The sequence below is a fragment of the Afipia sp. GW822-FHT04G07 genome, from assembly GCF_058800765.1.
Genome location: NZ_JBXAMP010000001.1, coordinates 2881389 through 2895904 on the forward strand (window position 1 = coordinate 2881389; position 14516 = coordinate 2895904).

The 14516-nt window shown below is 60.5% G+C and carries 14 protein-coding genes; all 14 read left to right on the forward strand.

Features of this window, described 5'->3' with window-relative positions:
• Positions 1–8 precede the first annotated feature (8 nt).
• The 14 genes from AC1RKJ_RS14105 (at position 9) to AC1RKJ_RS14170 (ending at position 14511) form a co-directional block, all read left to right on the forward strand.
• Positions 9–737 carry an ABC transporter permease gene (locus tag AC1RKJ_RS14105; RefSeq protein ID WP_492792743.1) on the forward strand — a complete coding sequence of 243 codons (729 nt, stop codon included), beginning with the start codon at positions 9–11 and terminating at the stop codon, positions 735–737.
• Between the two features lie 52 nt (positions 738–789).
• A complete protein-coding gene (locus AC1RKJ_RS14110; RefSeq protein ID WP_492791570.1) occupies positions 790–1644 on the forward strand; it encodes an FAD binding domain-containing protein in 855 nt (284 codons plus the stop codon).
• A gap of 60 nt (positions 1645–1704) precedes the next feature.
• Entirely contained in the window at positions 1705–2217 is a 513-nt protein-coding gene (locus tag AC1RKJ_RS14115) for a (2Fe-2S)-binding protein (protein WP_492792744.1), read from the forward strand.
• Positions 2210–4567, forward strand: a complete 2358-nt coding sequence (locus tag AC1RKJ_RS14120) for a xanthine dehydrogenase family protein molybdopterin-binding subunit (RefSeq protein ID WP_492791571.1) — start codon at positions 2210–2212, stop codon at positions 4565–4567. Before AC1RKJ_RS14115 ends, AC1RKJ_RS14120 begins: the two co-directional genes overlap by 8 nt.
• Positions 4568–4673: 106 nt before the next feature.
• Positions 4674–6377 carry an FAD-dependent oxidoreductase gene (locus AC1RKJ_RS14125; RefSeq protein WP_492791572.1) on the forward strand — a complete coding sequence of 568 codons (1704 nt, stop codon included), beginning with the start codon at positions 4674–4676 and terminating at the stop codon, positions 6375–6377.
• 166 nt (positions 6378–6543) lie between these two features.
• Positions 6544–7497, forward strand: a complete 954-nt coding sequence (locus tag AC1RKJ_RS14130) for a LysR family transcriptional regulator (RefSeq protein WP_492791573.1) — start codon at positions 6544–6546, stop codon at positions 7495–7497.
• Between the two features lie 84 nt (positions 7498–7581).
• Positions 7582–8127 (forward strand): cupin domain-containing protein, encoded by a 546-nt coding sequence (locus AC1RKJ_RS14135; RefSeq protein ID WP_492791574.1) that lies wholly within the window; start codon positions 7582–7584, stop codon positions 8125–8127.
• A gap of 78 nt (positions 8128–8205) precedes the next feature.
• Entirely contained in the window at positions 8206–9480 is a 1275-nt protein-coding gene (locus AC1RKJ_RS14140) for an amino acid ABC transporter substrate-binding protein (protein ID WP_492791575.1), read from the forward strand.
• Positions 9481–9505: 25 nt separating this feature from the next.
• Positions 9506–10384, forward strand: coding sequence for a branched-chain amino acid ABC transporter permease (locus tag AC1RKJ_RS14145; RefSeq protein ID WP_492791576.1), 879 nt, complete (start codon positions 9506–9508; stop codon positions 10382–10384).
• Between the two features lies 1 nt (position 10385).
• Entirely contained in the window at positions 10386–11339 is a 954-nt protein-coding gene (locus tag AC1RKJ_RS14150; RefSeq protein WP_492791577.1) for a branched-chain amino acid ABC transporter permease, read from the forward strand.
• The gene (locus AC1RKJ_RS14155) at positions 11336–12058 is read left to right on the forward strand and encodes an ABC transporter ATP-binding protein (RefSeq protein WP_492791578.1); all 723 of its coding nucleotides are present in this window, start codon (positions 11336–11338) and stop codon (positions 12056–12058) included. Before AC1RKJ_RS14150 ends, AC1RKJ_RS14155 begins: the two co-directional genes overlap by 4 nt.
• Positions 12048–12776 carry an ABC transporter ATP-binding protein gene (locus AC1RKJ_RS14160; protein WP_492791579.1) on the forward strand — a complete coding sequence of 243 codons (729 nt, stop codon included), beginning with the start codon at positions 12048–12050 and terminating at the stop codon, positions 12774–12776. The genes AC1RKJ_RS14155 and AC1RKJ_RS14160 overlap by 11 nt, the downstream gene beginning before the upstream one ends.
• Positions 12777–12784: 8 nt before the next feature.
• Positions 12785–13756, forward strand: a complete 972-nt coding sequence (locus AC1RKJ_RS14165; RefSeq protein WP_492791580.1) for an alpha/beta hydrolase — start codon at positions 12785–12787, stop codon at positions 13754–13756.
• On the forward strand, positions 13753–14511 hold the full coding sequence (locus tag AC1RKJ_RS14170) for an HpcH/HpaI aldolase family protein (protein ID WP_492791581.1): 759 nt from the start codon (positions 13753–13755) through the stop codon (positions 14509–14511). The genes AC1RKJ_RS14165 and AC1RKJ_RS14170 overlap by 4 nt, the downstream gene beginning before the upstream one ends.
• Positions 14512–14516: the final 5 nt, after the last annotated feature.

The window sequence follows — 14516 nt, forward strand, 5'->3', positions numbered from 1 at the left end:
CCCTCGTGATGGTCAGCCTTATCGTGCTTTGGGAGGCCGCTGTTCACCTATTCGGGATCAGAGCGTTTCTCCTTCCCGCGCCTTCCGTTGTCATCGTGGACATCATCAACAATCCCGCGTTCTTCGCGGCGCAGTCGCTCTACACCACGTATATCACGTTGGTTGGCTTTCTGATCGCGCTGGTCGGGGGCATTGTCCTTGCCGCGGCGATCGTATCCTCGAGATTTCTGGATAAGACTTTCTACACGCTGCTTGTTGCGACCAATTCGGTCCCGAAGGTCGCACTAGCGCCGCTCTTTGTCATTTGGCTCGGCACGGGAAGTGCTCCGAAGTTCGCGATTGCCGCGATCATCGCAATCTTTCCGATCGTCATTAATACGACTGTCGGATTACGGGCGATCGATAACGACATGATCGATCTCGCGCTATCGGCACGGGCTACGCGGCGTGACATCATGTTGAAGATCCGGTTTCCCAACGCGCTGCCGAGTCTGTTCGCGGGTGCGAAGATAGGTATTTCCTTTGCACTCATCGGCGCGATCGTCGGAGAGTTTGTCGCGGGCGAGAAGGGGCTCGGTTCCGTGATCCTGACAAGCCAGGCATCGTTCAACAGTGCTCGTGCATTCGCAGCCATTCTTCTCCTCGGAGTCATAGGTACGGTGATGTTTTACATCGTCGAGGCGGTCGAGAACTGGGCGTTGCCATGGCATATCTCGCAACGCAGCCGTAAGAGTTAAGACTTGCGGTGACGTTCGTTCGCGGCCGTCACCGGAAAACTCCAGGATCACCATGAAGCCGGCACCTTTCGATTACTACGCGCCGAAAACCATATCGGCTGCGATAGATTTGCTGAACCAATACGGCGGAGATGCGCGTCTGCTCGCCGGTGGGCAAACGCTAATGCCGATGATGAACTTTCGTCTGGCTGCGCCCTCCGTCATCATCGATCTGAACCGGGTGGAAGAGCTCGATTTCATCGAATGCGCGGACGATGTGGTGCGCATTGGCGCCATGACGCGTCAGAGATCGATTGAGTTCTCGCCCCTCGTTGCCGAGAAGCTACCCCTGCTGAGCAAGGCCATTCAGATGGTCGGGCATCTGCCCACGCGGTCGCGCGGGACGATCGGAGGATCGCTTGCCAACGCGGACTCAGCGGCCGAGCTCCCGATGGTACTTCAGGTGCTTGAAGGCGAGGTCCTGGTCACGGGAGCCAAAGGGCAGCGCACGATTAAGGCATGCGACCTGTTCGTGGACTCGATGGTGACGACACTGGAGGAGGACGAAATCCTGACCGAGGTGCGGATCCCGGTGATGCCGTCCTCGGCGCGTTTCGCCGTGGATGAATTCTCGCGACGTCGCGGCGACTTCGCCATCGCGGCTGTTGCGGCTGTTCTTACGTTTGAGGGCCTGCGCTGCAAGGCGGCGCGTCTCGCGACTGCTGGCGTTTCGCCAACGCCCACCAGGCTTTCCTCGGCGGAGCGACTGCTGGAGGGCCGGATCATCGATGCAGCCGCCATCGCCGAGGCTGGAGATGCGGCGGCTGCAGCTATTGAACCCATGGTTGACCGCAACGCGAGTGAGGCCTATCGGCGCCACCTGACCAAGACGTTGACGATGCGAGTCTTGAAGCGCGCGGCGCACTAAAGCGTCGTTGATGAAGAAGACGCCGACGAGATCGATCGTAGCGCGGGAGGAAGAGTTTTGATTAAGCAGGTTGAAATTGAATGCGAGGTCAACGGCAAGACCGTGAAAGGTGTCTGCGAGCCGCGGACCTTGCTGGCTGATTTTCTGCGCGAAAATCTCGATCTGACCGGAACGCATGTTGGTTGCGAGCATGGTGTGTGCGGCGTTTGCTCCGTGGTGGTGAACGGGCAGGCCGTCCGATCGTGCCTGATGCTCGCGGTGCAAGCTTCCGGAGCAAGCATCACCACGATCGAAGGCATCGCAAAGGCCGGCAAGTTTCATCCCGTGCAAAAGGCCTTCCACGAGAATCACGCATTACAGTGTGGTTTCTGCACGCCGGGGATGCTTGCCGTCATCATAGATTTTCTGGGCACCAATCCCTCACCGACCGAAGAAGAGGCGCGAGAGGCCTTGTCGTCCGTTATCTGCCGCTGCACCGGCTACCAAAACATCGTGAAAGCCGTGTTGGCCGCGGCGGCCGAAATGCGAGGCGAGGACACGCATGCTATGAAGAGCGAGTTGGCGCATGTCTGAGGCGGGAAGTGGTTTTGTCGGCAAGTCCATTCTTCGCCGCGAAGATCAGCGGCTTCTGACGGGATCGGGACAATTCGTTGCGGATCTTAAGTTGCCGGGGATGCTGCATGCGGTCTTCGTTCGTAGCCAGGTTGCCCATGGTCGAATCCGAAGCGTCGATCTCTCCGGCGCGTTGTCCTCGCCGGGCGTCGTTTACGCGATAGCCGGTCCGGATCTCGCCAAGGTTTTGACGCCAGTGCCGGACGCGCAGCTCGCGCTGCCGAAGAAGTGGACAACGCGCGTTCAGCACAAATTCCTGAATCCTCAACAACCATTGCTCGCGCACGACAAGGTTCGCCATGTCGGCGAAGCAATCGCGGTGATCATCGCGGAGAGCCGGTATCTAGGCGAGGATGCAGCCGAACTGGTAACGGTCGACATCGAATCTCTCGATGCCGTGGTCGATCCGGAAGCGGGCATCTCGGAGGGAGCGGCGATCCTTCACGAGCAATATGCAACCAACTTGATTGGTGATTTCTCCGTCGGCAAGGGGAATGTCGACGCTGCCCTGAATTCCGCGCCGCATCGTTTGAGCCGGCGCTTCTATCATCATCGATACGGCGCGCTGCCGATGGAATGTCGCGGTGTGGTTTCGTCCTACGACAAACGGACGGACAGCATCACGATATGGTCGGCCTGCCAGGTCGTGCACTGGCTCAGACGCGAGGCGTCTACGGTGCTCGGCATGCCTGAAGCCCGGATCCGGAGCCTTGCGCTCGATGTGGGCGGCGGTTTCGGAGTTAAGGGCCACGTTTATCCCGAAGACCTTCTTATCCCTTATCTCGCGCGTGAAATCGGCCGCCCGATAAAGTGGGTCGAGGATCGGCATGAGCACTTCATGAGCGCGTGTCATTCGAGGGATCAGGTCCACGATGTCGAGATCGGCTTCGACGATGATGGCCGGTTGCTCGCGTTTCGAGACGACTTCTTCGTCGACTGCGGCGCCTGGAACCCCATCGGATCGGGCATCGCCTACAACACGGCCGTGCACTTGCCGGGCCCGTACAAATTCGACCACTTCTCGGTTCGATCGCGCATCGTGGCAACCAACAAGGTGCCGAATGCACCTTATCGTGGAGCCGGCCGGCCGGAGGCCACGTTCGCGATGGAGCGGATGATGGACCTCATCGCGCGAGAGCTGAAGCTGGATCCGGCAGTCGTGCGCATGCGGAACATGATTCCGCATTCCGAGATGCCATACAGCCTCGGCATCCCTTATCGCGATGGGGAGCCGATTGTTTACGACAGTGGCGACTATCCCGAATCGCTTCGTCTCGCGCTGGAGGCGATCGGCGGGCTGGACGCATTCCGTGAGCGGCAACGGGCCGCCCACGCCGAGGGACGATATCTGGGACTGGGTCTGGGCTGCTACGTCGAAGGCACGGGCGTGGGGCCGTTCGAGGGCGCCACGATCAGGATCGATCCCACCGGGAAGGTCTATCTCGCGGGTGGAGCCTGCGCGCAGGGCCAGGGCATGGAAACGATCTTCTCGCAGATCGTTGCCGATGCCTGGAAGGTGGAGCCCAAAGACGTCGTCGTATCGCTCGCAGACACGTCTTCGATCTCGATCGGATTTGGGACCATCGCCAGCCGGAGCACAGTCACGCTCTCCGGCGCTATACATGCCGCAAGCGAAGCGCTGCTGAAGAAAGTCCTCGCGATCGCCGCCAACATCCTGGAGTGCTCGCCCGACGATCTCGAACTGCGAAATGGCGCCGTCGGGTTACTCGGTGTGCCGGGCAAGGAAATCACGTTAGCGAGTATCGCAAAGGCGGCTCGCCCAGGCTGGGACAACAATCGGCCCGTCGGGATGAGCGCAGGTCTGGAAGAAACGGCATACTTCGAACCTCCGACCGTCACGTGGGCTTATGCAACGCATGCAGCGATCGTCGAGATCGATACGGCGCTTGGCCGGCTTGAGATTGAAAAGTACGTCATCGTCCACGATTGCGGAACAGTCGTGAATCCGATGCTCGTCGACGGACAGATACATGGCGGATTCGTGCAAGGCTTGGGCGGCGCGATGCTCGAGGAGTTCAGCTACGACTCCGAAGGGCAGTTGCTTGCGGGTTCTTTCATGGACTACCTGTGCCCCGGCGCAAGCGACGTCCCGCATGTCGATTTGATTCACATGCACTTTCCGTCGCCGCTCAATCCGCTCGGCGTTAAGGGCGTTGGCGAAGGAAGCGCGATAGCGCCGCCGGTTGTGATCGCCAATGCTGTGTCGGACGCCTTTTCGGAGCGCGGGGTGGAATTCAATTCCACGCCGGTCCGTCCGGAGCAGATCGTTCGCGCCATGTTCGAGATCTAGGCCAAGCCCGCAGATGCCAGCATGTGGATGATGATCCGCTGCCGACAGATGCATCACAGGCCTGAGAGCCCGCCACAGATGCAGGGAGGCTAAAATACTTAACTCGTTGCGTGACGCCGCAAGCGTCTCTCCACTCGATCTCGTCGTGGTCGGTTCGGGGGCCGCCGGTCTTTCGGCGGCGCTTTCGGCCGCGATACTTGGCCTCAGGCCCCTGATCGTTGAAAGCACAGATCGGATCGGGGGGACGAGCGCCTATTCGGCGGGCAGTGCGTGGATTCCGAATACACGTCATGCAACGCAGGTCGGCGGCGAAGATAGCTTGGAGAATGCCGCTTTGTATCTCCGCTCGTCGGTCGGCAACGAGTCGCCGGAAGCGCTCCGGCTGGCGTTCCTGTCGAGCGGTCCGGAGGCCGTCGAGCAACTCGAGCAACATTCCCAACTCCAGTTTCGGGCGCGAAAACTACATCCGGACTACAACAGCGATCTGCCGGGAGCGACCCTGAAGGGGCGGGTCCTGGAGGCTGTGCCGTTCGACGGACGCAAACTCGGAGCATTGTTCGATCTCATTCGAGAACCGATTCCCGAATTCACCATCCTCGGCGGAATGATGGTGAATCAAGAGGATGTTCTGAACCTGCTTGCGGCGAACCGCTCGCTGCGGGCGCTGATGCATTCCTTGAAGATACTGACGCGGCATGCGGTCGATCGCCTGTCGTACCGGCGTGGCACACGCCTGATGATGGGAAATGCGCTGATCGCGCGCTTTCTGATCTCGCTGCGCGATCGCGACGTGCCCATACTGCTCAACACATCCGTCAAGCAGATTCATTCCGACGCCGATGGACCTTGCGCCGTTACGCTCGAGCAAGATGGCATCACACATCGGATCGACTTTCGGGGCGGGATGATCGCGGCCACGGGCGGCTTCAACCGCAATCCGGATCTGCGCAAGCGGATGCTGCGCGAGCCCGTGGCGGAATTCTGCCCTGGCGCTCCGGGACATACGGGCTCCCTGCACGAGCAGTTGTTCGATATAGGAGCCCACTATGGCGAAGACGACCGCGACAGCGCGTTCTGGTCTCCAGTTTCAGTTCGCGCGCGAGCCGATGGCAGCAAAGCAGTCTTTCCACATTTCATATTTGATCGAGGCCGGCCGGGAATCATAACCGTCAACCAATCCGGCCGGCGCTTCGTCAACGAATCGCTGTCCTATCACCCCTTCACGCAGGGTCTCTTCGCCGCTCATGCGACTTCGCCAAGCATTCCGGCTTACCTCATCGCTGACGAAGCCGCGCTCAGAAAGTACGGTCTTGGAATGGTTCGCCCCAGTCGCTGGGGACGCGGTGCGTTTCTGAAAGACGGTTACCTGACGCGCGCGAAGAGTCTGCCCGAACTGGCGAAGAAGCTTGGTATCGATCCGGATAATCTCGTGGCGACTGTCGAACGATTCAACGGCTTCGCTCGCGATGGTGTCGATAGCGATTTCGGACGTGGTTCAACGGAATACCAGCGGATCACCGCTGGAGACCTCAGTCATGGTCCCAACCCCTGTCTGGGCGTGCTGGAGACGCCTCCGTTTTATGCGGTCCGTCTTTTTCCCGGCGATATTGGAGCCGCCACCGGCTTCACAACAAACGAAAACGCGCAGGTGTTGCGGAAGGACGGTAGCTCGATCGCGCGCCTCTATGCATGCGGCAATGATATGCATTCGGTCATGGGCGGGAATTATCCCGGTCCGGGTATCACGTTGGGTCCTGCGATCGTATTCGGCTACGTTGCGGCACGTGATATCGCGCGACGATTGCTCTAACGTGATCGCCCGGCATTGGGATGCGGCCCGATATAAGCATCTGATTGTGTTGGGCTTTGCAGGGCGTAGGGCTGGCCCCGCCTTCACATACGCAGTTTCTTTGCTGCCAATCCGGCTGGAGTGATTTACTGCTCAAAACAGGAACCAGCGGTTTATAAAGCCACCGATGAGCAAACCTCCGCGACGGGACTATCGCCAACTGGACCTCTTTTCCCTGATGTGCCTGGTCGCACTGGTCAAGGAACTCAACGTCTCGACCGCAGCGAAGCGCATGGGCATCAGTCAGCCCGCCATGAGTCAGGTGCTCGCGCGGCTGCGTGTCTTGTCGGGCGATCCGCTGCTTGTCCGTGGCGCAAATGCAATGCTGCCGACATCGCGCGCGCTTGATCTCACGCAGACCGCGGAGCAGGCGATCGATCTGCTTGAAGGCGCGTTCTGGAAGGAGCGCAAATTCGTCCCGGCAGAGGCGACGCGGCTGTTTTCGATCATGGCGTCGGACTACATTCAGGCGGTATTTTTTCCCGTTCTGATGCAGCGCTTTCTCGTTCAATCTCCGAAGTCGTCGATTCGTGCGACCCTGCCGGACCTCAGCCGGCTGCACCGCCATCTCGAGAGCGGCCCGGTGGATCTTGCCATCGGCTTCTTTACCAATCTTGCGCCGACCCTGCGTTCTGTGGGTTTGTTTCGGGATCGTCTGGTTTGCGCCCTGCCGCGTGCGGAGTTCGGCAAACGCCGATCGATCGGATTAGGTGAATATATGGCGCTCAATCATGTCGTGTTCTTCACCGAGGAGAACGGTAGTTCGACAGTGGAACGCCATACCGATCATGCGCTGAGCCTCAAGAGGGGAGAGCGCAAGATCGCACTGCACGCACAGAGCATGACCACCATGCTCGACGCTGTTGCGCGTCATGGCTTTGCAGCAACAATTCCGGTGCGATTGATCGATCACCAGCGGCATCCGCAGGTGAAATTCCTGCCGTTGCCGTTTCCCGTGCCTGATTTCGTGCTGTCGATGGTCTGGCACGAGCGGCATCATCACGAATCCGGAAATGCCTGGCTGCGCGGCGTTGCCCGCGATGCTGCACGTGCGTTGCGCGCGCAGAATAAGGATTCGTAATAGGAGTTATAAGCGAATAGGGTTTGCTGAATTTTGCGACTTGGACCTAGTCTCATTCCAACAACGAAAAACAGGGAGGTCCACATGGCGATCGACGTCGTAAAGCCCAGCCGCGCCGAAATTGAGAAGTGCATCGCGCGTTTCGACAAGATCAAGGGTGTGTCCGATGGCATTCCGGACATGAAACTTGAAGAATATCATCGCACTTTCTACAGCGTGATCGGTTTCGATCAGCCCACCGGCGACGAGCAGTATTCGCCCTTCGGCAACGCGGTGCGTCCGGTGATCAATCACATGAAGCCGGGCTTCGGCGTCGCTTTCGTGAAGGCCACGCCCGGGCATGGCGCGCCTATGCACACCCATGACACGAATGAAACCTTCATGGTCGTCGAAGGCAAATGGCGTCTGGAATGGCAGGGCGCCGAAGGCGATGAACACGTGATCCTCAGCCCGAAGGACTTCATCTGCTTTCCGATCGGTGTGCAGCGCCGGTTTATCTGTGTCGAGCCGGAGCCGGGCAAGACCGAGGGCATACTGCTCGGCATCATCACCGGCGACGAGCCTGCGGCCGAATACGCGCCCGAAGTGCGCGACCAACTCGTCAGCGCCGGCATTCTGCAGTCGGCCTGAGCAATAAGCTGAGTTCGGATCAAGGCGCGCCCGAAACGGGCGCGCCGTAATAACAAATAGTATGAGGGGAAACCGTTGATGACCCAGATAATCCGGGCGTGGTCACGCCGCGTCGTACTCGCAATGGCAGTGTCGCTCGCGGTCGTCTTGTGCGGAGCATTGTCGGACGCGCGTGCAGCCGATCCGATCCGGCTCGGCTTCAGCATGCCCTTGACGGGACCGCTTGCCGCCAACGGCAAGGCCGCGCTGCTCGCGCTGAGGATGTGGTCCGAGGACGTTAACGCCAAAGGCGGCCTGCTCGGACGCGAGGTGAAGCTGGTCTATTACGACGATCAGAGCAGCCCGGCAGCGGTTCCCGGCATGTACACCAAGTTGATCGAGGTCGATAAGGTCGATCTCATCATCTCAAGCTACGGCACCACGCAGATGATCCCGGCGATCCCGCTAGCCATGCAGAAGGGCATGGTGATGATGGGCCTGATCGGTATGACGCCGAACGAGAAATTCAAGTACGATCGCTTCTTCCAGATCGCGCCGCTCGGCCCCGATCCGCGCACGGAAGTGCCTCGCGGCTTCTTCGACGTGGCGATGGCGCAGGAGCCAAAGCCGACGACGATCGCCATCACAGGCGTCGACGTTGAATATGGCAAGGTCGCGATGGACGGCGCGCGCGATCTCGCCGCGAAGCACGGCCTCAAGGTCGTCTATGACAAGAGCTATCCCGCGAACGTCGTCGATCTGACGCCGATTGTCCGCGCGATCCAAGTGACCAAGCCGGATCTTGTCTTTGTCGCATCCTACCCGACCGACAGTGTCGGTTTCATCAAGGCCACGACCGAGCTCAACTTCAAGCCGAAGATGATCGGCGGCGGCATGATCGGCGTGCAATATGCCGCGCTGAAGACCCAGCTCGGCCCGTTGCTGAACGGCGTGGTGAACTACGAACTCTACGCTCCCGAGTCGACGATGGATTTCCCCGGCATCCAGGAATTCCTGAAGCGCTATCAGGCGACCGCGAAATCCGAAGGCATCGATCAACTCGGTTTCTACGTGCCGCCTTACGTCTATGCGGCCGCGCAAGTCATGCAGAATGCGATCACGTCGACCGGTTCGCTCGATCAGGCCAAAATCGCGGAACACATCCGTCAGGACGAATTCGATACCATCGTCGGAAAAATCCGGTTTGGCGAAAACGGCGAATGGGCCAAGCCCCGTCCGCTGCTCGTTCAGTATCAGGGCATCAAGGGCAATGGCATTGACCAGTTCTACAAACCCGGAACTCAGGCCATCATGCACCCGCCGTCGCTGAAGTCCGGCAAGCTGATCTATCCTTACGCGGGACCCGGTCAGTAATGGCCGAATCCGACAACGAGTCCTGATGATGGATTTTTCCGCGCAACTTCTGGCAGACGCCCTGGTGTCTGGCGTCCTGCTGGGCGCGTTCTATGCCGCCATGGCAATCGGCGTGTCGATTGCCTTCGGAATGCTCGACGTGGTCAACATCGCGCATCCGGCCTTTATCGTGCTGTCGTCCTTCTTCGTCTACTGGCTGAACCAGATATTCGGGCTCGACCCGCTGCTCATCGGATTTCTGCTAACAATTCCGTTCTTCGCGCTCGGTTGCGCGATTTACACGGTCTACCATGTGAGTTTCGAGCGGCGGGGCAAGGACGCGCTCCGCGGCCTGACGTTCTTCTTCGGCTTGATGTTCATTGTCGAGATCTCGCTGGTGCTGACGTTCGGGGTGGATCTGCGGAGCGTGCAGGTGCCTTACGCCAGCGGCATTCTTCTGCTCGGCGACTTCGTCGTGCCTTATCGTCTGCTGGTGCCGGCCGCCATTTCGGTCGTCACCATCGGCGCGATCTATCTGTCGCTGACAAAGACATTCTTTGGCCGTGCCGTGCTCGCTGGCGCGCAGGATCAGCTGGCGCTGCGGCTGATGGGCGTCAACCCGACGCGAGTGCGGCAGATTGCGTTCGGCGTTTCGTTCGTGACCGCGGCGATCGCCGGCGCGATGCTGATCATGATGCAGCCGGTGACACCGCCGACAGGGCAGGAGTTGATCGGCCGGGTGTTCGCGGTTTGCGTTCTGGGCGGTCTCGGCAGCGTGGTCGGCACCGTGCTTGGTGCTCTGATCCTCGGGCTTGCAGAAAGCATCATGGGCACGTTTTTCGGCCCGTCATGGGCGCCGGCTGTCGCATTCGGCATCATGCTTGCCGCTCTCGCGATCAAACCGTCCGGCCTGATGGGACGCTGAAATGAGTGCAAGTCGCTTCACCTTCTTCTGTGTTCTCGTCTTGATCGCCGCAGCGCTCTCGACGCGCATTGGTCTCAACGATTACGCTTTCTTCGCAGCCTACATCGTAGCGCAATACATCGTGCTCGCGACAGCCTGGAACGTGCTCGGTGGCTATGCCGGTTATGTCAATTTCGGCATCGCAGGATTTTTCGGCATCGGCGTCTATTCGACAGTGGCGCTGAGTCAGCTGGTCTCGCTGCCACTGCCGCTCTATGTGGTGATTGCCGCGGTGATCGCCGGTCTTGCCGGCCTTGCGACCGGGTATCTGACATTACGGCTGCGCGGCGTGTTCTTTTCGATCGCGACGCTGGGCCTCGCGGTCGTGTTGCAAACCGTCGTGCTGAACTGGGATTTCGTTGGCGGCGCACGTGGTTTCACGCTGGTCCGGCCGGCGACGCCGTCGCTGTTTTCCAATTACACGCAGTATCTGTTTTTTGCGATGACGACGCTTGCCGTCATCGCGATATGGCTGGCTCGCTGGATCGAGCATTCCTGGATGGGAAGGGGGCTCGCCGCGCTGCGCGACGATGAGCAGGCTGCCGAATGTGCCGGAGTCGCGACCCTGCGGCTGAAGCTGATGGCCACCACCCTCAGTGGCGCACTGATGGGCGCGGCGGGCGCGTCATATCCGCTTTATGTCGGCTATGTCGATCCGTACTCGACATTCAGTCTGGCGCTCGCAGTCAACACGCTCGCAATGCCGCTGATCGGGGGAACGTCGAACTGGGTCGGCCCCGTGATCGGGGCGGTCCTGCTCAGTCTCGTTCAGGTCGGCACGGGGGTGACCGCGTTCTCGCAATGGAGTTCGCTGATCGTCGGTGTGCTGCTCGTGCTTTTCGTTATCGTCGCCCCCAACGGTCTGATGGGTTTGTTCCGCCGTAACCGGTCTCCTGCTTCGGAGCGGCCGGCATGACGGCGCTTCTCGAGGTCAAAGGGCTGAGCAAGCGCTTCGGCGGCTTTATTGCGCTGAACGATGTGTCGCTGGCAGTTCAGCCCGGCGAGCGGATCGGCGTGCTGGGGCCGAACGGGTCCGGCAAGAGCACGCTCGTCAACTGCATCACCGGCACTTTGCGCAGCGACGGTGGCGACGTGCTGCTGTCGGGGGAAAGCTTGCGCGGCAAACCGGCGCATTTGCGAACCCGCGCCGGGCTCGCGCGAACGTTCCAGATTCCGAAGCCGTTCTTCAGCGTCAGCGTTCTTGATAACATTCGTATCCCGCTCGACTATTGCGGACATCACAAGTCGCATGAAACGACGGTCGCGAAAGAGGCGATGGCGTTGCTTGAACTCGTCGGCCTGGCTCATCAGGCCGCGCAGTCGACCACCGCTTTGACGCAGGTCGAGCTGCGCAAGCTCGAGCTCGCCAAGGCGATTGCCTCCAATCCTAAACTCTTGATCGCCGACGAGGCGCTGGCGGGGCTGTCGACCACCGAGGTCGATGAAATTCTCGAGCTGCTGTTCCGGCTTAACGAGCGCAACATCGCGATCATCATGATCGAGCACATCATGCGCGCCGTGACCAAGTTCTCCCAGCGCGTCATTGTGCTGGTGGCAGGCAACAAGATTGCCGACGGCCCGACCGAACAGGTGTTGCGCGATCCGAATGTCGAAAGGGCGTATCTTGGCGAATAGCATCGTCGTTGAGAACGTTCATGCGGGCTACGGCGGCGTCCGCGTGCTCAACAATGTCTCGCTCGAAGTCAGTCGTGGCGAGACGGCGGCGCTGCTCGGCACTAACGGGAACGGCAAAAGCACGCTGATCAAATGCATCATGGGAATATTGCGCCCTTCCGCCGGGCGCGTGCTGATCAATATCGATGGCAGGTCACATGACGTGTCCACACTCTCGACCGAGGAACTGGTGCTTCTCGGCGTCACGCTGGTGCCGGAAGGCCGCCGGCTATTCCCGAACCTGTCGGTCGAGGAAAACCTGCTGCTCGGCGCCTTTCGCAAGTCGGCGCGGGCCAGGCTCAAGGAGACAATAGGGCTGTGCTTCGATCTGTTTCCCGTGCTGCGTGAGCGCCGGCGGCAGCTTGCCGGCAGCATGAGCGGCGGCGAGCAGCAAATGCTGGCCATCGGCCGTGCGATGATGTCGCTCCCGTCGATTCTCATTATCGACGAGCCGTCGGTCGGCCTCGCGCCGATCATGGTCAAGCGCACCATCGAAAAGATCGGCGAATTGAAACGGAAGCAGGAACTGACGGTTCTGATGGCTGAGCAGAACTTCACGCAATCGATCCGGATCGCCGACCGCGGATACGTCATCGTGCATGGCGAGATTGCGGTTTCCGGAACGAGCGCCGAACTGAGCGATAACGATCTCGTCAAGAAACTGTATCTCGGTTTGTGAGGTGACTTATGGGCGAAGCAGCACCAGCGATCGATCCGGTCGATCCTGAACTGATTGCAACCGGCGCATTCCTCAAGGACAACGGACTGGTTGCGCCAGATCCGCGAACGGCGGCGATGGCCGATGTTCGCGCCGGGCAGGATCGCCTCGGCAAATTCCTCGCCGATAAAGTGACGCCGGTCGCAACCGAACGTGACCTGACTATCGAGGGGCCGGGCGGTCTCATTCCGTGTCGTCTGTATGTGCCGGATCTCGGCGCGCCGCCGCCATTGCTGGTCTATTTTCACGGCGGCGGGTTTGCCTATGGCAGCGCGCGGGGCTGGGACGGGCTGATGCGCGAACTCGTGCATCGCGCCCATATCGCCGTGCTCAACGTCGACTATCGTCTCGCGCCCGAACACAAATTCCCGGCCGGCCTGTCGGATGCCCTCGCGGCAATTCAGCACGTCCGTCAATCTGGCGCGGCGTGGGGCGTTGACCCAGCGCGTCTGGCGGCGGGTGGCGATTCAGCGGGCGCAAATCTGGCGCTGGCTGCGGCCATGACGCTGCGCGATCGCGGCGAACAGGCTTTGAAATCGCTGTTGCTGTTCTACTGCGTCTCGTCGGGCGATTCCGCCAGCGAAAGCTGGAAGACGCTCGGGACCGGAGCCTATGGCTTGTCGCAGGCGCAGATGGAGTGGGTGTGGTCGACCTATCTGGAGCGCCCGGAGCAGCGCAACGACTGGCGTGCCGCTCCGCTGGCGGGCGACTTGCAAGGGCTTCCGCCGGTGCAACAGATTATTGGCTCGCTCGACCCACTGCTTGACGATGCCCGGGCCCTGAAGGCGCGGCTGGACGCGGTCGGCGTCGCCAACGATCTGAAGGTCTATCCCGGGGTCAATCATGGCTTCGTCCGTTTCAACACCATGATCGCTACGGCGCAGCGCGCGGTTGATGATGCCGCCGCCGCATTGCACCGCGACTTAAGGACAGCGCGATGATAACGAGACCTTCGCTTAATCAGCGGCTGCGCGAAGGCGGTGCGCTTACCGCCGTGTTCGCGATCATTCCTTCAACGCATGTCATCGAGATGATCGGGGTCGCTGGATTCGAAGCCGTCATTATCGATATGGAACATGGTCCGTTTTCGATCGATTCTGTGATTCCGCTGATTCTGGCCGCGCAGGTGCGCGACATGTATCCGATCGTCAGGGTGCGGGCGAACGAGCCCTCGCTGATTGGCGCGGTGCTTGATGCCGGCGCGGCCGGTGTGCTGGTGCCTCAGGTCACCAGTGCTGCCGCAGCGCTGGAGGTTGTGAAGGCAGCGAGATTTGCTCCGCACGGTGCGCGTGGCACCAACCCTTGGGTGCGCGCCGCCGATTACGGCGCGGGCCCGACCTGGTTTCAGGATGCCAATCGCGACGTCAGTGTCATGGTGATGATCGAGGGCCGTGAAGGTCTTGACGCGCTCGGTGACATTCTCGCGGTTCCCGGCCTCGACGGCATCTTTCTCGGTCCGGTCGACATGGCTCAGTCGCTCGGGGTTGGCGGGCAACCCGAACATCCCAAGGTGATTGAAGCGATCAAGAACACGGTCACGACGGCGTCCGCGCGCGGCATCGGCACGGCGGTGTTCGCGCCGAATGTCGCAGCGGCAAAGCGCTGGGCGGCGCAAGGTGTGCGGATGGTCGCGCTCAGCGAGGACGCGGCCATCATCATGGATGCGTTGCGCAAGCTTAAACAGGAACTGCAATAGGAGAC